Source organism: Nonomuraea sp. NPDC049269 (genome assembly GCF_043197155.1).
Lineage (GTDB): Bacteria > Actinomycetota > Actinomycetes > Streptosporangiales > Streptosporangiaceae > Nonomuraea.
Genome location: NZ_JBICSO010000014.1, coordinates 38,723 through 58,831, shown reverse-complemented (window position 1 = coordinate 58,831; position 20,109 = coordinate 38,723). Strand labels below are relative to the sequence as shown.

At 70.5% G+C, this 20,109-nt stretch carries 13 protein-coding genes; 4 read left to right on the top strand and 9 right to left on the bottom strand.

The window, feature by feature from the left end:
• Positions 1 to 252: 252 nt before the first annotated feature.
• On the bottom strand, positions 253 to 2,091 hold the full coding sequence (ilvD, locus tag ACGFNP_RS56105; RefSeq protein ID WP_393332667.1) for a dihydroxy-acid dehydratase: 1,839 nt from the start codon (positions 2,089 to 2,091) through the stop codon (positions 253 to 255).
• A gap of 435 nt (positions 2,092 to 2,526) precedes the next feature.
• Positions 2,527 to 3,351 carry a nuclease-related domain-containing protein gene (locus ACGFNP_RS56100; protein ID WP_393332664.1) on the bottom strand — a complete coding sequence of 275 codons (825 nt, stop codon included), beginning with the start codon at positions 3,349 to 3,351 and terminating at the stop codon, positions 2,527 to 2,529.
• Between the two features lie 140 nt (positions 3,352 to 3,491).
• On the opposite strand from ACGFNP_RS56100, the gene ACGFNP_RS56095 reads away from it, so the two are divergent.
• Together ACGFNP_RS56095 and ACGFNP_RS56090 are read left to right on the top strand one after the other, a co-directional pair.
• Positions 3,492 to 4,898 carry an amidase gene (locus ACGFNP_RS56095; RefSeq protein ID WP_393332661.1) on the top strand — a complete coding sequence of 469 codons (1,407 nt, stop codon included), beginning with the start codon at positions 3,492 to 3,494 and terminating at the stop codon, positions 4,896 to 4,898.
• Between the two features lie 54 nt (positions 4,899 to 4,952).
• Positions 4,953 to 5,648, top strand: coding sequence for a winged helix-turn-helix domain-containing protein (locus ACGFNP_RS56090; protein ID WP_393332658.1), 696 nt, complete (start codon positions 4,953 to 4,955; stop codon positions 5,646 to 5,648).
• Positions 5,649 to 5,656: 8 nt separating this feature from the next.
• Here the strand turns inward: ACGFNP_RS56090 and ACGFNP_RS56085 are convergent, their stop codons facing one another.
• A complete protein-coding gene (locus ACGFNP_RS56085; RefSeq protein WP_393332655.1) occupies positions 5,657 to 7,366 on the bottom strand; it encodes a serine/threonine-protein kinase in 1,710 nt (569 codons plus the stop codon).
• A gap of 123 nt (positions 7,367 to 7,489) precedes the next feature.
• Here ACGFNP_RS56085 and ACGFNP_RS56080 point away from each other — a divergent pair, with 123 nt between their 5' ends.
• Entirely contained in the window at positions 7,490 to 7,747 is a 258-nt protein-coding gene (locus tag ACGFNP_RS56080) for a hypothetical protein (protein ID WP_393332652.1), read from the top strand.
• Positions 7,748 to 7,752: 5 nt separating this feature from the next.
• Positions 7,753 to 8,115: a DUF5130 family protein gene (locus ACGFNP_RS56075; RefSeq protein ID WP_393332649.1), complete on the top strand. Its 363-nt coding sequence runs from the start codon at positions 7,753 to 7,755 to the stop codon at positions 8,113 to 8,115.
• 94 nt (positions 8,116 to 8,209) lie between these two features.
• Here the strand turns inward: ACGFNP_RS56075 and ACGFNP_RS56070 are convergent, their stop codons facing one another.
• The 6 genes from ACGFNP_RS56070 to ACGFNP_RS56045 are packed head-to-tail and all read right to left on the bottom strand — an operon-like array spanning position 8,210 to position 20,108.
• Positions 8,210 to 9,157 carry a hypothetical protein gene (locus ACGFNP_RS56070; RefSeq protein WP_358332429.1) on the bottom strand — a complete coding sequence of 316 codons (948 nt, stop codon included), beginning with the start codon at positions 9,155 to 9,157 and terminating at the stop codon, positions 8,210 to 8,212.
• A gap of 55 nt (positions 9,158 to 9,212) precedes the next feature.
• A complete protein-coding gene (locus ACGFNP_RS56065; RefSeq protein ID WP_393332646.1) occupies positions 9,213 to 10,613 on the bottom strand; it encodes a serine/threonine-protein kinase in 1,401 nt (466 codons plus the stop codon).
• A gap of 49 nt (positions 10,614 to 10,662) precedes the next feature.
• Entirely contained in the window at positions 10,663 to 13,491 is a 2,829-nt protein-coding gene (locus ACGFNP_RS56060) for a TIM-barrel domain-containing protein (protein ID WP_393332643.1), read from the bottom strand.
• A complete protein-coding gene (locus ACGFNP_RS56055; protein WP_393332640.1) occupies positions 13,488 to 16,760 on the bottom strand; it encodes a TIM-barrel domain-containing protein in 3,273 nt (1,090 codons plus the stop codon). The genes ACGFNP_RS56060 and ACGFNP_RS56055 overlap by 4 nt, the downstream gene beginning before the upstream one ends.
• A gap of 13 nt (positions 16,761 to 16,773) precedes the next feature.
• The gene (locus ACGFNP_RS56050) at positions 16,774 to 19,038 is read right to left on the bottom strand and encodes a TIM-barrel domain-containing protein (RefSeq protein ID WP_393332638.1); all 2,265 of its coding nucleotides are present in this window, start codon (positions 19,036 to 19,038) and stop codon (positions 16,774 to 16,776) included.
• Positions 19,035 to 20,108 carry a glycoside hydrolase family 15 protein gene (locus ACGFNP_RS56045; RefSeq protein WP_358332911.1) on the bottom strand — a complete coding sequence of 358 codons (1,074 nt, stop codon included), beginning with the start codon at positions 20,106 to 20,108 and terminating at the stop codon, positions 19,035 to 19,037. Before ACGFNP_RS56045 ends, ACGFNP_RS56050 begins: the two co-directional genes overlap by 4 nt.
• Between the last annotated feature and the right edge of the window lies 1 nt (position 20,109).

The window sequence follows — 20,109 nt, the reverse complement described above, 5'->3', positions numbered from 1 at the left end:
CTGGTAAGCACCCTGTATCGCCCGGATAAGGGCTGGAAAGTCGCCTGCCACCACGGCCCGCCGCCACCCGGCATCACGGACAAAGCCGGGCTGTCGCCACCGGTATGACCATACGGAAGCCATGGCCAAGAAGACGCACGTCACGGCGCCCAGCCGGTGAACCGGAGGAGCGTGCCCCTGGACAGACCCCGGCCCCGCACGGTGGGTGGGGCCCACCGTGCGGGGCCGTAAAAAAAAGCTGTCTAGAAAAAGCTATCGAGACAACTGCGTGAGGTCGCGCGAGGCGCCGGTGGAGGCCGACGTGGTCATGGCCGCGTACGCCTGGAGAGCGACGCTGACGGGGCGGTTGCGGTCGCGGGGGCGGTAGCCGCCCAGGTCGGTGAGGAGGCGCGCACGGCGGGCCTCCAGCTCGGCCTCGGGGACGCGTAGCTCCAGCAACCGGTTGGGGATGTCGATCTCAATCGTGTCGCCGTCTTCGACCAGCGCGATCATGCCGCCCTCAGCCGCCTCCGGAGAGGCGTGCCCGATCGACAGCCCGGACGTGCCGCCGGAGAAGCGGCCGTCGGTGACCAGCGCGCACGCCTTGCCCAGGCCCCGGCCCTTGAGGAACGACGTCGGGTAGAGCATCTCCTGCATGCCCGGCCCGCCCTTCGGCCCCTCGTAGCGGATGACGACCACGTCGCCCTCCTTCACCCGGTCGCCCAGGATGCCCTCGACCGCCTGCTCCTGCGACTCGAACACCACCGCCGGCCCGCTGAACTTCCAGATCGACTCGTCGACCCCGGCCGTCTTCACCACGGCGCCGTCCCGCGAGATGTTGCCGTAGAGGACCGCGAGCCCGCCGTCCGCGGAGTAGGCGTGCTCCAGGTCGCGCACGCAGCCGTCGGCCCGGTCGAGGTCGAGGGAGTCCCAGCGGTTGTCCTGCGAGTAGGGCTTGACCGTGCGGACGTTGCCCGGCGCCGCGTGCCACAGCTCGACGGCCTCGGGCAGCACCGTGGGCGACTGGGGATCCCAGGCGGCGATCGTCTCGCCGAGCGTGCCGCCGTTGACCGTCGGCACGTCGCGGTGGAGCAGCCCGGCGCGGTCGAGCTCGCCCAGGATGGCCGGGATGCCGCCCGCGCGGTGCACGTCCTCGACGTGGTACTTGTTCGTCGCCGGAGCCACCTTGCACAGGCACGGCACGCGCAGGGAGATCTCGTTGATCTCCTTGAGCCCGAAGTCGACCTCGGCCTCGCGGGCCGCGGCCAGGATGTGCAGGATCGTGTTGGTCGAGCCGCCCATCGCCACGTCCAGCGTCATCGCGTTCTCGAACGCCTCGCTGGTGGCGATCGAGCGCGGCAGCACCGACTCGTCGTCCTCTTCGTAGTAGCGGCGGGTGATCTCCACGAGCTGGCGCCCGGCGTCCTCGAACAGCTTCTTGCGGTCCTTGTGCGTGGCCAGGATCGTGCCGTTGCCCGGCAGCGCGAGGCCGATCGCCTCGGCCAGGCAGTTCATGGAGTTGGCGGTGAACATGCCCGAGCACGACCCGCAGGTCGGACAGGCGTTCTCCTCCATCTCCAGCAGATCCTCGTCGGAGACGCTGCTGTCGGCGGCGGCGACCATCGGGTCGATCAGGTCGAGCTTGCGGCCGGGCGTCTTGCCCGCCTCCATCGGTCCGCCGGAGACGAAGATCGTCGGGATGTTCAGCCGGAAGGCGGCCAGCAGCATGCCCGGCGTGATCTTGTCGCAGTTGGAGACGCAGATCATCGCGTCGGCGCAGTGGGCCTGGACCATGTACTCGACGGCGTCGGCGATCAGCTCGCGCGACGGCAGCGAGTAGAGCATCCCGCCGTGGCCCATCGCGATGCCGTCGTCGACCGCGATCGTGTTGAACTCACGCGGGATCGCCCCCGCCTCGCGGATCGCGGCGGACACCACGTCGCCGACATCGCGCAGATGAACATGGCCGGGGACGAACTGCGTGAAGCTGTTGGCCACGGCGATGATGGGCTTGCCGAAATCGCTCCCGGCTACGCCGGTCGCCCGGAGCAGGGCCCGGGCACCGACCATGTTCCTGCCGTGGGTGACCGTACGTGACCTGAGGGCGGGCATTGGACTTCTCCCATCGTTGCGAGTCTTCACATGGTACGACCATTGCCCGGGTGTTGAGACAACTGTCCATCGCTCGGAACGCGTACGGTGGCGAACCGCGTGGACCCGGCCACGAGCCGGCCCTTGCCGTCCCAGACGCCGGCCGTCTCGTCGATGCCGTCGCCGCCCACCTTCCAGGGCAGCGGCCGGACGTGGCCCGGACCCGGGTCGGACGTGGTGCGGACCCGGGTCGGACGGCTCGATCACGTCCGCCGGGCGGTTCGGGCGGCACGACGAACGCACAGCTGACGACGGTCACGTGCGAATGGCCGGTCCCTCATGCGCCCTTGGCGCGGCACGCCTGCGCGGTGCGTTGTCAGGACGGGACGCCTTCGCGGTGCGTCGTCAGGGCGGCATGCCTTGAGTGCCGCCGCCGGCGGCACTCTTTCAGGCTGCTCAGTCCTCGCCGTATCGGGCGGGCAGGACCTGGGCCGCGATCTCGTGCAGGCGATCGATCTCGGCCTTGGTCAGCGCCCGCTCCCGCTTGGTGATCCACTTACGGGCACGGCCGCCCTCATAGACGTCCACACCGCGGATCGTCATGATCTTCCACGGCACCGGTGGCCCGTAGATGGCCAGCGAGGGCACGACCGAGATCTCCTTGCCGTAGGCCTCGCTGATCAGCTCGCTGGCCCGCGACGCCTCCCACTTGGCCTCGGTGAGACGCGGCTTCATGTCGAACGGCCCGTGGAAGAGCTTCTTGCCCATCTGGACGCGTACGGGCAGGCGCTTGTCCCACTTCTCGGAGTCGACCGCGTACACGCCTGTCGGGCCCACCACGAGGTGGTCGATCTGGGCCTCGCTGTCCGGGATCGCCCTGGCGTGCAGCGTGCGGTAGCCGTTCCGTTCGAGCTTGCGCAGCTGGGCCTCGGTACGGCGCTCCGCGATGGACGAACGCCGCCAGGCCGGCACGGTCGACTTGGACCGCGCTCGGTAGACGGTGTCGAGGATGGCCGCGAGCACGCCTGCGGTCACGCCTACCCGCCAGTCGCCCACGAGGAAGCCCACGACCACGCCGACCGGGACCGCCAGCAGCGCGCGATTGCGCAGGCGGCGGACACGCGGTTGCTGGAGCAGGCTGCCCAGGGACGCGCGCTCGATGGGCGCGTAGGTTGACGTGGGCGCCGAGTGCTTGGCGGGGGCCGGCTCGCCTTCGGGTCGGTCACTCACCCAGATGGGTGACGAGGTGTGACCGTCTTCTCGCTGATGATCGGAGTCCACGTAAGTCACCGTAGCCCGAGGGTCTTGTCGTTTCCTAGTGTTGCCTTGTCCATAGTTTTATGGCCCAGCTCACCGTGTTCTACGCCCGTTTTCCGGGTATCTATTACGTTCTTCTCTAGAGAAGCCTAGTGTGCGGTAGCGTGCGAGAACTTCACGAGCTGTCGGCGCTCGAGCAGGCGCAAGCCATCCGTGACCAGGAGATTTCGCCGGTCGAACTCACTCAGCACTACCTCGATCGGATCGAGCGTATCGATCCGCGAGTGGGCGCGTATGTGACCGTGACCGCAGAGAGAGCACTCGAACAGGCGCGTCGTCTGACGAAGGAGCTGCCAGACGGACCGCTCGCCGGAGTGCCGATCCCTGTAAAGGATCTTAACCTGGTGAAGGACGTCCCGATCACGTTCGGGTCCTCGACATACCAGGGATTCGTCGCACCCGTGGACGACACGGTGGTCGAGCGCCTGCGTGACGCGGGCACGGTGATGCTGGGGAAGACCGCGACGCCGGAGTTCGGACTGCCCTGCTACACGGAGACCTACCTCTCGCCGCCCGCCCGCTCGCCATGGGATCTGAACACCTCGGCGGGCGGGTCGAGCGGCGGCGCCGCCGCGGCCGTGGCCGCCGGGCTGGCGCCGGCCGCGCAGGGCAGCGACGGAGCCGGTTCGATCCGTATCCCGGCGTCGGTGTGCGGGCTGTTCGGCATCAAGCCGACCCGCGGCCGGATCAGCTTCGCGCCGATCATCCCCGACCTCGCGGGCCTGTCGACGAACGGCCCCCTCGCCCGCAATGTCGCCGACGCCGCGGCGCTGCTCGACGTGATGGCGCACAACAGCCCCGGCGACCTGTACCTCGCGCCGCCGCACGACGGCACGTTCCTGGAGTGCGCCACGCGCGAGCCCGGACGGCTGCGCATCGCCCGCTACGCCCAGCCGGTCGTGCCCGGGGCCGACGTCGCTCCGGAGGTGCTCACCGCCTACGAGGCCGCCGCCGCGACGCTGGCCGCGCTCGGCCATGAGGTCGTCGAGATCGACCCGCCGTTCGGGGCTGAGACCGTGCCGGTGTTCACCATCATGTGGTACGCCTTCGCGTGCATGCACCCCGTGGCCGACGACCAGGTCGAACTGCTCCGGCCGCTCACCAGGCGACTGCGCGAGCACGGCTTCGCCACCTCCGCCCCGGCGTTCCTGCAGGCCCAGGCCGCCCTGCAGCTGGCCACCAGGGCGGCGCTCGCGGTGACCAACGCTTATGACGCGGTGCTCACTCCGACCGTCACCCAGCCGCCGCGGCCGGTGGGCTGGTTCGAGGACGTGGACGACGTCGAGGAGACGTTCGAGCGGATGAAGCGGTTCGCCGCCTTCCCCGCGATCTACAACGTCACCGGCCAGCCCGCCGTGAACCTGCCCCTGCACTGGACCGCCGACGGGCTGCCGATCGGCGTCATGCTGGCGGGCCGCCTGGGCGGCGAAGGCACGCTGATCTCGCTGTCGGCCCAGGTCGAGTCGGCCAGAGGCGGCTTCTGGGGCGACCGGCGACCGCCCGTCTGGTAGCCCCTGGAACCTTATAGCTGGTGGGTTGCCGGGCAAAGGCGTACAACCATCCGCATGCGTACCGTACTCATCCAGACCGACACGGCTGTGGCGGCCGACCTCAAGCCAGGCGAGACCGCCACGTTCGGTCGCGGCGCCGACGATGTCCCGGTCGACATCGTGGTGGCCGACCGGGCCGTGTCGCGGCTGGCGGGGCGGATCCAGGCGGTCGAGGACTACTGGCTCATCAGCAACCTCAGCGCCGAACGTACCTATGTGGTGGAGAACCCGGAGGGCGGCGGCGAGTTCGTCAAGGTGCCGCCGCTGCGGATGGGGATGCCGGTGCCGTTCGAGTTCTCGCGGGTGATCCTGCCGGCCGAGCACGGCACGACCGGCTTCCTGGTGTTCGCGCCCGAGCACGTGTACGGCACGTCGGCTGCGCTCCCCGGCACGGGCGCCACGACGAGGGGCGTCTTCCCGCTCGACCGGACGGCCAAGTACTTCCTCATCCTGGTCGCGCTCTGCGAGGCACGGCTGCACGACCCGTCGAGCACGGTCGTCCCGACGGTGCCGCAGCTGATCGAGCGGCTGGCGGGACACGAGCTGACCAGGAGCGGCGTGAACTTCCACATCGACTACCTGGCCGGGACCAAGCTCAGGGTCAAGCGGCCGGACGAGGGCGGCAAGGCCGACTGGCAGCGGGCCGCGCTGATCAACCTGGCCCTCCGGTTCGACCTGGTCACGGACGCGGACCTGCGACTGCTGCCGTGACAGGTCCATTAGGACTGATACTGGTCCCGATATTTCAGGACTTGCTGCACGTGGGTCTTCCACTTGGCCGGTACGCCCTGATCCCGCCGCACCGGCACCACACCGGAGACGTAGAGAGCGGCCAGCTTGGCGGCCGGATCCGCCGGCACAGTGGCGACCTGGGGGCCGAGCCCGCAGAAGAAGCGGCCCATGGCGGGAATGGACAGCTCGGGGGAGAAGGGCGGCTTGGGCACCGGGTCGTCGCTGCCGTTGGGCTGCCAGTACTGGAGGACTCTGGGGGTCCACCTGGCGATGCCGTACTCGTCGGCGGTGGGGTCGCTCAGGTCGGGGTCGAAGTCGCTGGCCATCTTGAGTACACCGGCGACCAGCGCCGGCGACAGCCCCTCGACGTCGTCGCACCAGGTGCCCGCCTGGATGATCAGGCTCCGGTACTTCTGGGGGATGCCCGCATCGTCCCGCAGCCCCATACCCACCCGCAGACCCCCTTTCCCGGTCGGCCGCCCCGTCGCGGTTGGTCCTGCGGATCCGGTCGGTCCCGCTGACTCGGACGAGCCTGGAGATCCGGACGGCGAGCCGAGCGCCGTGGTCGGCTGGTCGACGGGGCGCAGCGTGAGCACCGCGACGACCAGAGCCAGGGCAAGACCCACAGCTCCCACCCCGGCCACCACCCCCTTGCCCCGCCCCGCGCCCGGATCCGTACCCGCGTCCACTTCCGCGCCCTCATCGGGGCCTGCGCCCGCGCCTGGGCCAGCTTGCGAGCCAAGGCCAACGCCTGCGTCGGCGCCAACTTCCGCACCTGCGACGTCCCCTTCGCCTGCGTCGGCACTCGCGTCATCGCCCGCCACCATGCTTGCACCGGCGCGGTCGCTTCTGTGGACCGTGGCCTCGGGGCCGATGTCTGCCGCCATCAGTCGCCGCTCGGGATTCGGCTCCGGGAGCCCGTCGGCAGGGGGCAGAAGGGCGGTGGCGAAGGTGGCGATGCTTTGCCAGCGGTGGTCCGGGTCCGGGTCGATGGCCTTCATGACGGCCGCCCCCACCCGTACCGGCACCTCCGGCCGCAGCCGATGCGGTGCCAGGCGTACCGGACCCGAGGCGGGCAGTTGGCCGGTGAGCAGGTGGTAGGCCATGGCGCCCAGCCCGTGCACGTCGGCCCGCTCGTCCGGTGCGCCGTCGAGGCGCATCTGTTCCGGCGCCATGTAGCCGGGCGAGCCCGCCGCGATGGTGTGGCTGGTGGCGTCGGCCAGCGACCGGGCGACGCCGAGGTCGGCCACCATGAGGCGCTCGCCACCGCCCGGAAGCGAGCGGAACAGTACGTTCGACGGCTTGAGGTCGCGGTGCACGATGCCGAGCCGGTGCAGCACCGCCACGCCCTCGGCGATCTCGCCGAGGATGCGGAGCGCCTCGGGGACCGGCAGCGGGCCGTCGAGGACGCGCCCCGCCAAAGACCCCATGTCGGCATAAGTCATGACGAAGTATGGGCGGCTGTCCGGGAGTTCGCCGATGTCGTAGACCTGGACGATGCGCGGCGAGTCGGCCTGGCGCAGCAGCCGGGCCTCCTTGACGAACCGCTCGCGCACGGCCGGTTCGGCGGACCAGTTGTCGGCCAGCACCTTGATCGCCACATAGGAGTCGAGCCGGTCGTCACGGCCGAGCCACACCGACGCGAACGCGCCCGAGCCGAGAACGCGCTCGACGGGATACCTTCCGATCGCATCCACAGTTAAGTTGACCTCGTCTGGGGGATCTTGAGTCAGACTCTCTCACGACCGGGTCTGGCCGGACAGCCGAACCGGGATTACGTTCGTGGTGTGGACAGCGCGCTGGAAATTCTGGCTTTTCTCTTGGGGGTTTCGCTCGGTCTGTTCGTGCTGATCAGCCTGGTGGTCATGGTGCCCGGGCGGGGTTCGACGCGCAGGACGGAGACGGGCCCGGTGTGGCTGGGCGGTCCGTCCGGCAGCGAGCACGGCGTGAGCACGTCGGGCCTGGTTCTGGCCGACCAGGTCGCGCGGTGGGCGCCGGTGCCCGAGTCCGACTGGGTCGCGATGGCGGCGACGGCCGAGCCCGGCAGCCGCGTCGGCGGCGCCTCGGCGGGGTGGTGATGGCGATGCGTGGACTGACCTCGGCGCAGGCCGACGACATCAGGCAGGCGCTCCACCTCGCGGAGCGGCGCAGCGGCCTGCGTTTCGGCGCCTTCCTCGGCGCCCCGGTCGGCGGCCGGCGGCACTTCGCCGAGCGGCTGCACGCCGCGCTCGGCGACGAGGCCGACAAGGCGGTGGTGATCTTCGTGGACGTCGCCGGACGGGCGCTGGAGATCGTGACCGGCGAGAGCGCCCGGCGCAGGCTGCCCGACGGCGCGTGCCGGATGACCGCGATGTCCATGGCCACCGCGTTCAGCGTCGGCGACCTGGTGGGCGGGCTGTTGTACGGCATCGGCACGCTGGGCGAGCAGGCCACCGCCCGGCGATAGAGCGGGCGTCGCCTGCGCCCCCGCGGTAGGCGACGCCCACCCCGCCTTTCTAAGCGAGGCAGGCGGCGCGGTCAGCCTGGAGGCTTCCAGGGTGTCAGCGGAGCAGCAGGCCGGCGACGTGCTCGCTGACGCCGGCCAGCAGCGTGGCGGGCGCGATCGGGGCACGGGCGACGGCCGAGAACAGCGCGGGCAGGCCGGGCAGCGGAAACCCGTCGTCCTTCAGCGCGGCCGAGCCGATCTCGTTCTTGTCGAGCACGGACCGGCTGCGCTCCCAGGCGTCGAGCACCTCTTCCGGCGAGGGCACGCCGAAGCCGTGGCCGACGGGCGCCGCGTGCCGCAGGCGTACGAGCGGGGTCTCCGCGAACGCCAGCGCGGTGCGGGCCCGCACATGCAGGTCGGCGCGCTCCTCCGGCTCGATCCAGTCCATCGCCGTGCACGGGTTGCGGCAGGTCGCGATGCAGACGGCCAGCGCGCCCGCCACCTGGCTGTGCTGCCGGTCGAAGTACGCGCGCCAGCCCTCGGGTGGTTCGCTCGCCACCCGCAGGGTCCGGTTGGTGGCCGACTGCTCGGACTTGGTGTGGTCGCACTCGCGGTCGCCGATCACGCCGAACCTGCTGCCCGGCGCGCTCAGCCCCGCGGGCCAGCGCGCGGGGTCGCCCGCGTGGCCGAGGTGGGGTTCGTAGGCCAGCAGCGGCAGGTATTCGCTGGCGATGTGGACGGCGGCGATCATCGGGCTCAGCTCGCGGCGGTGCCAGCGGATGGCGATGACCTCCAGCAGTAGCCCGTAGGCGGGCCGCAGCGACTCCAGGGCGCCGCGTGGCTGCTCACGCGCGGTCTGCGGCATGTGGCAGGCCCGTGCCCGCCGCCGCAGCTCCGCGGGCACGGTCTTCGCTTCGGCCGCGAAGTCCTCCGCGTCCAGTGAGAGCAGCCGCTGACCGAACTCGCACACGCCGGCGATCTCCTCGGACGGGCACAGCGCCCCGAGGTCGGCGAAGGCGTAGCGACGGGCCAGCGCTACGAGCAGATCGCGAGTCGTATCCACCCGATTACCTTCTCATGGCCCGATGACCGCCGGTCCGGACACGGCGGCCAGGAGGCTAGCTCGGGCAGGGCGCCTTGATGCACTGGATGTCGCTCGGCGGCTCGCTGACCGGCGGCTCGATCGTGGGCTCCGTCGGCTCGGGCGTGGTGGGCTTGTCGGTCGGCTCGGGGTCGTCGGGGGTCGAGGTGGTCGTCGGTTTGGTCACGGTCGGGCGGGGGGTGGACGTCGCGGTGGCGGTCGGCGTCTGGGAGATGATCGGCCGGGTGGTGGGGGAGTGCTTCGACGGAGGCACCAGCGGCTTCTTGCTCGGTGTGGCGGAGGCCGGGTGGGTGCTCGAGGCGGGCGTGACGGGGGGCAGGACACTGCCGCTCTGCTCGGCCGCCTGGTCGCTGCGGATCCACACCGACCCGGCGACTGCCAGGGTCACCAGGACCGCGACGGCCACGGCCAGCGCGGCGGTCAGCGCGCGGCGGCTGCGTGGCGTGGGCGGCAGATCCAGTAAATCCGGCGAGTCCGGCAAGTCTGGCGCGGGCGGCACGTCCGGTGAGTCCGCTGAGGACGGCGAGGACGCCGAGGACAGCGAGGACAGTGAGGACGGCGAGCCCAGTGAGGACGGCGAGCCCAGTGAGTCAGGCGCGTCGAAGGACTTCCGCGCCGCCTCTGCCATCACCGCGGCCGACGGCCAGCGCCGGTCCGGCGTCTTCTCCAGCGCCCTCGTCACGACCTGGCGCGGCCCCGGCGGCACGTCGGCGGGCAGGTCCGGGACGGGGGCGTGCAGGTGCTTGTAGATGATCTGGACCGGGGTGTCGCCATCGAACGGCAGGTGCCCGGTCAGGCACTGGTAGGCGACCACACCGAGCGCGTAGACGTCGACGGCCGGGGTGACGTCGCTGGCCGTGGCCATCTCGGGGGCGCAGTAGCCGGCCGAGCAGAGCATGGCGCCCGTGGCCGTCAGCTGGACCGCGGAGACCGAGTGGGCGATGCCGAAGTCGGTGAGCGCGACGCTGCCGTCGAGGCGGATCATCAGGTTGGCCGGTTTGACGTCGCGGTGCACGATGCCCTGCGCGTGGGCGGCGGCCAGCGCGTCGCCGACCTCGGCGATCAGCCGCATGGTGGTCGCCGGGTCGAGCGCCTCGCGGCGCAGCACGCGGTCGAGCGACTCGCCCTCGACGAACTGCATCACCAGGAAGCTCACCCGGCGCCCGTCGACCTCGCAGGTGCCGTAGTCGTAGACGTCGACCACGCCGGGATGGTGCAGCGTGGCCATCGCCCTGGCCTCGTTCTGGAAGCGCTGGGCGAATTTCGGATCCTCGGTCAGCGCGGGAATCAGCACCTTGACCGCCACGGTCCGGCCGAGCACCGTGTCGGAGGCCCGCCAGACCTCGCCCATGCCCCCGCCGCCCACGCGGCTGACCAGCGTGTAGCGGTCGTTGAGTGTGGTCCCGGATCCGAGCACGTCTTCGAGGCTAACATCGCGACCTCGATGGACGCGCCGGATCCGGCGGTCAGAAGGCCCCTGTGGTAGTGCCTCCCGTTCCCGTGGCGGGGCTGGTGAAGGTGCTGTTGGCGCCGGGCTGCCACTGATCGGCGGTGTCGGGGAAGTTCGCCTCCTGGCGCTTGACGCACTTCCACTCGACGGAGGTGTTCGGCGGCAGCTTGGCGATCGTTCCGGTCCAGGTCGGGTACGCGGTCGGCGACAGCTTGACCGCGCTCGCCACCGACCAGTCGCCGAGCTGCGGGACGCTGCCCACGGCGTAGACGGACTGGCCCGCGGTGGTCGTGCCGTTGTCGCACCTGAACGTCATCGACGCCGGCGCCTGCCCGATCGTGAACGCGAACGTCTTGGCCGTCGTGACGCCCGTGCTCGCCGACTTGGCGACGATCAGGTTGCCGCCCGCGTTGTACCAACCGCTGGTGGCGGCGTCGAAGGCCGCCTTGGTGGCGTGCTGGGTGAGCGCGGTGCCGTTGAGCGTGACGGCGGACGCCTGCGTGCCCGCGACCAGCTCGACCACGTTCGTCCGGCTCGCGGGCGCGCCGGTGTAGGTGCCGCTGGACGCGGCCACCGTGACGGTCGCCGTGCCGCCGCTGAGCTGCTGGCTCAGCTGTGTCGTCCGTACGGCCCCGCTCTGGTAGCCGGTCGTGGCCCCGTCGTCCTCGTACAGGGTGAAGTTCGAGGCCGTCGCGTCGGCGTAGACCCGGGCCACCAGCTCGTTCCTGGTGGTGGCGTCGGTCCGTTTGCCCACCACGTTCATGGTCTTGTCGTCCACGTACATCTTCGGGATGATCGCCCCCGCCCTGGCGAACGCCGGCAGCCGGAACGCGCCGCCGACCCAGAGCGGCCGGTCGGTGAACCATTGGCCGGTGCTGGTGAGCTTCTCGCCCGTGGAGTAGTCGAACCAGGAGCCCGCGGGCAGGTACACGTCCCGCTTGCGCTCGTTCGCACCCGCGACGACGCCTACGAGCAGGTCGCGGCCGATGAGCTTCTCATGTCCCATCTCGCGGACGTTCGCGTCGTTCTGGTACTGGTACACCAGCGGCGGCACCACCGGCTCGCCGTACAGGTAGGCCCGGTGGGCCAGGGAGTAGTAGTACGGCGCGAGCTCGTAGCGCTGCCGGAGGTTGGCCAGGTTGCTGGCCGTGTGGCCGATCGAGTCCGGAGAGGTCTGCGCGCAGTTGCACAGGTTCTCGGTGTGCGGCCTGATCGGCACCTCGAACCAGGCGCCGTCGGCGAACCACTGCGTGTAGAGCTCGTTCAGGTCGGAGTCGAGCATCTCGCGGCGGAAACCGCCGATGTCGGAGCCGTAGTAGTCGATGCCCGACATCGACATGTGCAGCTGCGCGTTCTGCTGCTGGGCGAGCGCGGTCAGCTTGGAGCCGATGTCGGCCGACCACATGGCCACGCCGTACCGCTGCATCCCGGCCGCGCCCGAGCGGGCCAGGACGAACGGCCGCTTGGTGCTGGAGGCGTAGCCCCTGGCGATGCTCTCGGCCCACTTGAGGTTGTAGACGTTGTGGTAGTCGGCGTGGGCGTGCTTGCCGGGCAGGACGCCGGACGTCCAGTCGGACGCGTCGTACATCTCCGGCTCGCCGAGGTCCAGCCAGTGGCCCATGATGCCCTGGTCGATGAGCGGCTGGCGCTTGGTCGTCTGCCAGTAGTCGGCCGCGGCGTCCTGCGTCCAGTCGATCATGCCGCCGCGTCCCCACCAGTCGTTGGTGGTGAGGTAGACGGGCGAGCAGGTCGCGCAGCCGGCCCTGACGAGGTAGCCGCGGGTGGCGAGGTCGGCGTGCTCGGCGAGGTTCTTGCCGACGTACGACTCCTCGATGGTCATCAGGCCGATGCCCTTGGTCGCCTGATAGTCGGAAATAGTGGTCGTCGGGTTGGGAAAGTTGGTTGTGTCCCAGGAAAGCGTGCCCATGCGGGTGTTGTCGGACCCTGCCGTCACTCCACCGAACCAGGGCAGGTCCAGCACGAACCCGTCCACGGGGAACTTCGCGGCCCGCAGCCCGTTCAGCCGGTTGTCGATCTCGGCCCAGTTGTCGTAGCCGAACTCCGACACCCACATGCCGAACGCCTTCTTCGGCGGCACCGGCGGCCGGCCGGTCAGCTCCATGTAGTCCTTGCGCAGGTCGGGCAGGTCCGGTCCGGTCATCGTGTACCACCTGAGCTGGTCGCCCCAGGTGTCGACGGTCCACGGGTCGCCGGTCAGGTTCCACTCCTGCTTGTAGACCTGGTCGAGCAGCAGCCCGTAGTTCAGGTTCGACGCGCCGACCCCGAACAGCACGGGGATCTGCGCGTTGCCCACCGGCCCGTTGTCGGTGTCGTAGGTCATCGCGTTGCCGTACGTGCCTCCGGGAGTACGGCTACGCCCGACCCAGTCGCCGTCGGAGCTGCCGCCCATGAAGAACTGCTCGCCCAGCCCGTACGCGTTCTGGATCGAGCCCTTGGTGATCGTCAGGCCCTTCCACGCCTGGGTCAGGTTGCGCGGGCACGCCTCGTACAGCAGCCTGGCCGGGTCCGACACCCGTACGCACAGCGTGCCGGCCGTGACCTCGACCTTCATCGAGGCCGTGGTCAGCGTGTTGCCGTTCTGACTGAAGGTGGACGGTCCGGTGTAGTCCTTCTTCGCCACCTGTGGCGTGGTGAACAGCGCCGATCCGGTGCCGGGGCTGGTCCCCGCTGCCAGCTCGAAGTGGACGAGGTCGTCGTCGAGGAACTCGACGATCAGGTAGGTCGATCCGCTGGTGAACTGCACCCGCTGGACGGCCGCCTGAGCCTCGCCCGCGACGAGGAAGGTGCCGAGCAGGACCGCGAGCATGACCAACGCACGTTTCATGGCCTTCCCACCACCAGGTTGTCGAGGTTGATGCCGCCGGTGTTGGCCGCGTCATAGGCGATCTTGACGGTGTGCGCGCCCGCGGTGAGGGTCGTGGTGAGTGTGGCGGTGGCCCAGGTGTCCCAGTTCGCCTGGGCCGGCAGGGCGAGCGTGCCCACCGAGACTCCGTCCACGTAGACGGTCCTGGTGCTCGCCACCGTGGTCGAGTAGCGGAACTTGAGCTGGTGGTTGCCCGCCGCGTCCGCCTTGACCTGGAAGCTCACCGCGTCGCCCGAGCTCGCGAAGCCGTCCGCGAACCCGGTGCCGGTGAACCCGGCGTGGTCGGTGTTGGTCGTCGTGCCCGTGCCCGTGCCGAACTCCGCCTCGTACGCCGCCTTGTCCACGCCGTTGAGCGTGACGGTCCTGCCCGACGTGCTGGCGGCCAGCTTGACGTAGGTGAGTTGCCGCACCGGGTCCCACCACCAGCCCTCGGCCGCCGCCTGGAGCGCCGCCAGCGTGGCGCGCGCGGTCGCGCCGGTCACCGAGGTGGGCTTCGTGCTCGCCACCTGCAGCGTGCCGGTCGTGGTGAGGGCGGGCACGGTCACGGTCACCTGGTGGCCGCCCCAGTTCTCGGCCGAGCTGATGGTCCGGTTCGCGTTCGCCGAGTCCTCGAAGTAGGAGTACGAGGAGCTGCCCGACGGGTAGATCCGGAAGACCAGGTTCGGATAGCTGGTGACGCTGTTGCCGATCTCGCCGCCGAGCTCGTAGTCCGTGTTGAGGTTGAGCGGGATGATCGCGCCCGGCTTGGCGTAGACCGGGATCGTGTCGAGCGCCGTGGCATAGGACTTGGTGCCGGGGCCGGTGAAGCGGCCGCCGTTCCACAGGTCGTACCACTCGCCGGCGGGCAGGTAGACGTTCCTCGACGTCGCGCCCTGCGTGGTGACCGGCGCGACGAGCAACTGGGAGCCGAACAGATACTGCTGGTCCTGCGCCGCGGCCGTCGCGTCGCCGGGGAAGGCGAAGCTCATCGCCCGCATCATCGGCGCACCGGTGGTCGAACTGGCCTTGGCCTCGGTGTACAGGTAGGGGATCAGGTTCATCCGGACGTCGGCGAACTTCCGGAAGGTCGGCACGACCGTCGTGTCGCCGCTGCGCGCCTGCACGTTCCACGGCGTGCGGGCCTCGGACGTGCCCGGGTTCGACTTCTCGGAGTGGTACTGCATGACCGGCGAGAACGTCGCCTGCGCCGCCGCCCGCAGGTAGAGCTCGGCGCTGGGGAAGTCACCGGTGAAGCCCGCCAGGTCCCAGGCCGTGTAAGGCACCCCGGACTGCCCGGCGCTGAGCTGGGCCCTGACCGCCTCCTGGAAGGCTGCGAAGCTGGAGTTCTGGTCGCCGGCCCAGAAGATCGAGTTCTGCTGACCGCCGGACGTGGCCGCCCTGCTGAAGATCACATTGTCCGCGTTCTCGGCCTTGACGTAGTCGCGGTACGCCTTGGTGTAGCTGTTCGGATAGGCGTTGTGCATCGCGTCGCCCTTGCGGCCGTCGGCGAACGTGACGCCCCGGCCGAAGATCGCCTCGCTGCCGTCGGTCTTGAAGCCGTCGATGCCGACGTCGTTCATCAGATAGTCGCGCTTGCTCAGCCACCAGCTCGTCGCCGCCGCGCTGGTGAAGTCGGGGACCATGCTGTCGCCGAACCACTGCCCGGTCGGAATCCGGTACGGCGCGTTGGACGGATTTTTCGCGACATATCCCTGCGCCTGGGCGTAGGTCTTGTCGTTGAGATGCTGCTGCGGCGCGGTCGGGGGATTGGTGTCGAAGTTCTCCTTGAACACCGGGATCTGCCAGAGGATCATCTTGATCCCCTTGCCGTGGGCGTTGGCGACCATGGCCCTCGGGTCCTGCCACTCACCGCCCGCCGGGAACGTCAGGTCGCTGTAGGCGAGTTTCCCGCCGCCGGTGGAGGGCGTGTACGTGGCGCCGTGCCACAGGTAGAACGTGGCCTCGTCGCTCCACTGCTCCAGCACCATCGCGGTGTGCGGGATCCTGTTCGTGCCGACCTTGTCCAGCTCGCTCTCCACCTCGGCCTGGGTGTTCCACTCGTTGGCCGACATCCACACGCCGAACGCCCACTTGGGCGGCAGCTCCGGCCGGCCGCTGACCGCGGTGTAGTCGTCCACGATCTCCGCGGGCGTGCCGGCGAAGAAGTGGTAGTCCAGCGTCGAGTCGAGCGCGCCGCCCGTGTCGACGGTGAACCCCGCCAGGTCGCTGAGGTGGGTGTTGAGGTTGAAGATGGCGTAGCGAGTGCTGGGGAGGTAGATCCCGTAACCGGCCGAATTCAGGAAGAACGGCACGCTCAGGTAGGTGCGCCGGGTGCTGCCCTGGTCGCGGTACTGGTTGTAGACGTAGTTGTGCACGTCGGTGCCGCGCTGGTCGAGGCGGTCGTAGCGCTCGCCGAAGCCCTCGAACCGCTCGCCCGACGGCGACATGAAATGGTCCTCGATCTTGGTGACCGTGGTGGCGCCGTCGCTGGCCCAGCCGATGTTCCTGAAGGTGGCCGGGTCGTACTGCCGGGTGATCAGCGTCGTCCCGTCGCCCTTGTAGACCGACAGCCGGTAAGGCGACTTCTGGATCTTCAGCACCAGGGACGCGGTGGAGATGGTCAAGGTGCTCGCGGAGTCCGTAACCGTGTAGCCGGTCACGCCGGAAATATTCAGACCCTGCCCGCTGGGGGCGATCTGCGTGCGGAAGCGGTCGAGTGCCGGGAAGGTGAAGCGGATCTTCGGCGTGAAGCTCCCCGCGCTGTCGCCGGTCGTGACATCTACTGACGTGCTGTTGTTCGTGTAGCCGGTCACGTTCGTCACCGTGCTCCACGAGGTGACGGTGAACGCGAACGGGCCGGTGCTCTTCTGCCCGCCCCCGTTCACGTCCGCGTTGACCGTGTAGGAGATCTTGTCACCTCGGGCGAACGAGCCCAGGTTGATCTTCCAGTAGCTGTTGTTGCCGCTGTTGTGATCCCAGGCGGCGCCGATCGGGGTCTGGGCGGTTCCGTTCTTGGTCCAGGTCACCCAGACGGTCTGGCCGGTCTCGATGGGCCAGGTGGTGGCGTTGATCTGGACCGCGTCCCCGGCCATCGGGTCGCGGGGCGCGCGTTCCGTCGGCTCGCTGGAGTAGAGGTCGTCGATTCCGGTCGGGTTGTGGAAGATGCCGTCGAGCGCGTACGCGGGGACGGTCGCAAGAGAGGCCAGCAGGGCGATCACCGCGACGATGACGCCCGACCGTAACCGGATCACGGGGGAGCTCCTATCAGGTCGTGAACACGGGGGAGAGGTGTGGCCAGTGCTCCGCCGTACAGAGGACCGGCGGATGGTCGAGCGGCGCGGGCAGCGTGACCTCGCGCCCGCCGCGATGGGTGTGTCCGGTCCAGACGTCGACCCACTCGCCGCGCGGCAGGTAGACCGGCTGTTCGGTGAGGCCCGGCGCCGTCACCGGGGCCACCAGCAGCGCGTCGCCCAGCTTGTACTGCAGCGGCCGGTCCCAGACCCGCGGGTCGTCCGGATGGTCGAAGAAGAGCCCGCGCATCAGCGGCGCCCCGCCGCCGACCGCCTGGCGGGCCTGTCCCGTCAGGTACGGCACGAGCCGCTCGCGCACCTTGGCCAGCCGCCGGAAGACCGGCAGCACCCGGTCGTCGCCGGTCTGCTCGGCCACGTTCCACGGAGTGCGGTCCCTGACGGGCACGCGGTGGTGGTTGAACTCCGAGTGGTACTGCATGATCGGCATGAACGCCGACGCCCCGGCCGCCCGCAGATAGAGCTCGGCGTCGGGCAGGTCACCGGAGAACCCGGCCAGGTCCCAGCCCCAGTAGACGATCCCGCAGGCCGACGCGGTGATCCCGGCCCTGATGGACGACCGGAACGCCGCCCAGGTCGAGTCCTCGTCCCCGGCCCAGAACACGCCGTGCGGCTGTGAGCCGGCGAACCCGGCCCTGCTGAACGTCACGGGCGCCTTGCCGTACCGCTCCAGCAGCTCGCCGAAGGCCCGCGCGTAGTGCACGGGGAAGAGGCCGTTGCCGTCGTCGCCCCTGCGCCCGTCGGCGTAACGCAGGTCATGGCCCCACGCGTGCTCGCCGCCGTCGGTCTTGAACCCGTCCACGCCCACCTCGTCCACCAGGTAGGCCCGCTTGGCCGTCCACCAGTCGCGGACCTCGGGCGACGACAGGTCGGGCATGAGCGCCAGCGGGAACCACCAGCCCCGGTTCCGGTACGGCCGGCCGTCGGCCTCTCGGACCCCGTAGCCGTGCTCGACGAGCTGCCGGGCGTCCACGGCGGCCTGGTGCCGCGGGTGCGGCCGCATCTTCTGCAGCGGGATCTGCCAGAGCAGCACCTTGACGTCCCGCTGGTGCAGCTCGTCCACCATGCCCTTGGGGTCCGGCCACGGCCCGTCCGGCGGAAAGGTGTAGTCCGCCAGCCGGTGCGGCTCCTCCGACGGCTCGTACGCGGCCCCGCGGAACGCCGTGAACGTCGTCTCGTCGCTCCACGCCTCGATGACCAGCGCGCCGACCGGGATGTCGTGCTCGCGGTGCCGGTCCATCTCGGCCATCACGCGGTCCTGTGTGTTCCACTCGTTGCCGCTGGCCCACAACCGGAACACCCACGAGGGCAGCTCCGTCGGCCGCCCCACCTCGTCCAGGAAGTCCCGCAGCACGCCGGCCGGGGTCTCGCCGTCGTACAGCCGCACCGCGGGCTCACCGTCCGGCCTCACCTCGGCCTCCACGACCAGCCGGTCCGGCCGGGACGCGCCGACGTCGTACCAGGTCCGCCTGGACGTCTCGACGTGGAACCCCCAGCTCGCCGCCCCACCGACCACGAGCGCGAACGGCATCGGCAGGTACGTCCTGCCGTGCGCCCCCTGCGCCTTGTACTGCTCGAACACCACCGCGTCCAGCCGCCGCCCACGCTGGTCCACCGCGTCGAACCGCTCGCCGAACCCCACCACGTGCTCACCGTCGGCCAGCGCCAGCTCGAACCGCACCCGCCGCGCGCCGTCACCGCCGACCAGCCACCGCACGCTCCCCGGCACCACCCGGTCGGCACCGCGCACGACGAGCTTCCCGCCCGTCCGGCCCCACGCCGCCGCCGTCACCTCGAACCACCGGCTGGTACGGCTCGCACCGCCGTCCATCGCGGCCCGGAACCGGTAGGCGTACCGCTGCCCGGCGCGCAGCACGGGCGAGCGCGTCACCCACGACCCGGCGGCGGCCCGCGCGGCCCTGGCCTGCGCCGCGGCCAGATGCCCGCCGTCAACGGTCTCCGCCTTTTCCGCCGCGTCCGGGTCCGCCGCGTCCGGGTCCGCCGCGTCCGGGTCCGGGTCCGGTGCGGCACCCGCTCTGGTCAGCGGCAGTTCGACAGGCGCCGCCCCGTCGGCGGCCCACTCGCACACCACCGAGACGACCTTCGCCGAAGCCCGCACCCGCAGCTCCACCGCCTCGCCGTCCACCGGCCAGGCCGGTACGCGCTGGTCCTCGGTCGTGGCGTACGGATGCCCGGACCCGTACGGCCGATGCCGGATCATGCCCGCACCCCCAGCTCGTCGGCGAGAATCAGATACATCCCGTGCGACCACAGCAGCGGCGTGGCCACGGTGCCCCACCGGTCGAGCCACTCCTGGAGCCGCTCGGGCGCCAGCAGCCGATCGGACACCTGCTCGGGCAGGTCACCTTCGGCGGTCGCCTGGGCCGCCATCCAGTCCAGATACCGCAGGGCCTCCTCATGCCGCCCGGCCCGCGCGTGGTTCCAGCCGAGGAACCCGGCCAGCAGCACCCACCGCCCGCCGCCGTAGAAGGTGTCGGTCAGGTACCGGTACACCCCGCCGTCCACGGCGAGCTGCCGCTCCACCTCGGTCACCGTCGCCGCGCCGACCGGATGATCGGCCGCGTAGAGCCCGAACGGCTCGACACACGCGAGCAGGCTGGCGTCCACGGCGTCACTGCCCAGCCACTTCGTCAGACGCCCGCCGACCAGACCCTCGGCGGTCACGAGGGCGGCGATGCCGTCCACCGCCTGTCCGGCCGCCGCCGACTCCGGCCCGCTCAGCACGCCCAGCGCGATGGCCGCCCGCAACCCCGCGTGCACCGCCCCCAGCGTCGCCACGTGCCGCTGCTCGACGTGCTCCTCCCACCAGTCGTAACACGGCATGTCCCAGAACGAGGTGAGATACCGGGCTGCCGTCCGCACCCCCTTCTCCACCCCCGCAACCGCCCGGCCCTGCCGGAAGGAGTGCTCGCGCAGCGCCCAGAGCCACGTGCCGTACCCGTCGAGCTGGAAGTCCCACCAGTCGACGTCCCCGTCCACGCCGTCGAGCGTGAACCGGGTCGGCAGCATCTCGGCGGGCGAGACCGGCTCACCGCGCCCCGCCCGCGAGACGAGCGAGTCGACCTGCCCCGCCCGGTCGCCGATCACCCGGGCGCACCAGGCGTGGAAGGCGTCCGCACCGGCGGCGTCGCCGTGCCTGCTCACCCCCTCGGCGATGAACGCCCCGTCACGCAGCCACGAGTAGCCGCGGTAGGCGGAGAAAGTCGGGGACGCCGGGTAGGCGCCGGTGGGGGACTGAAGCCTCTGGATCACGTCGAGGCTGTGCGACACG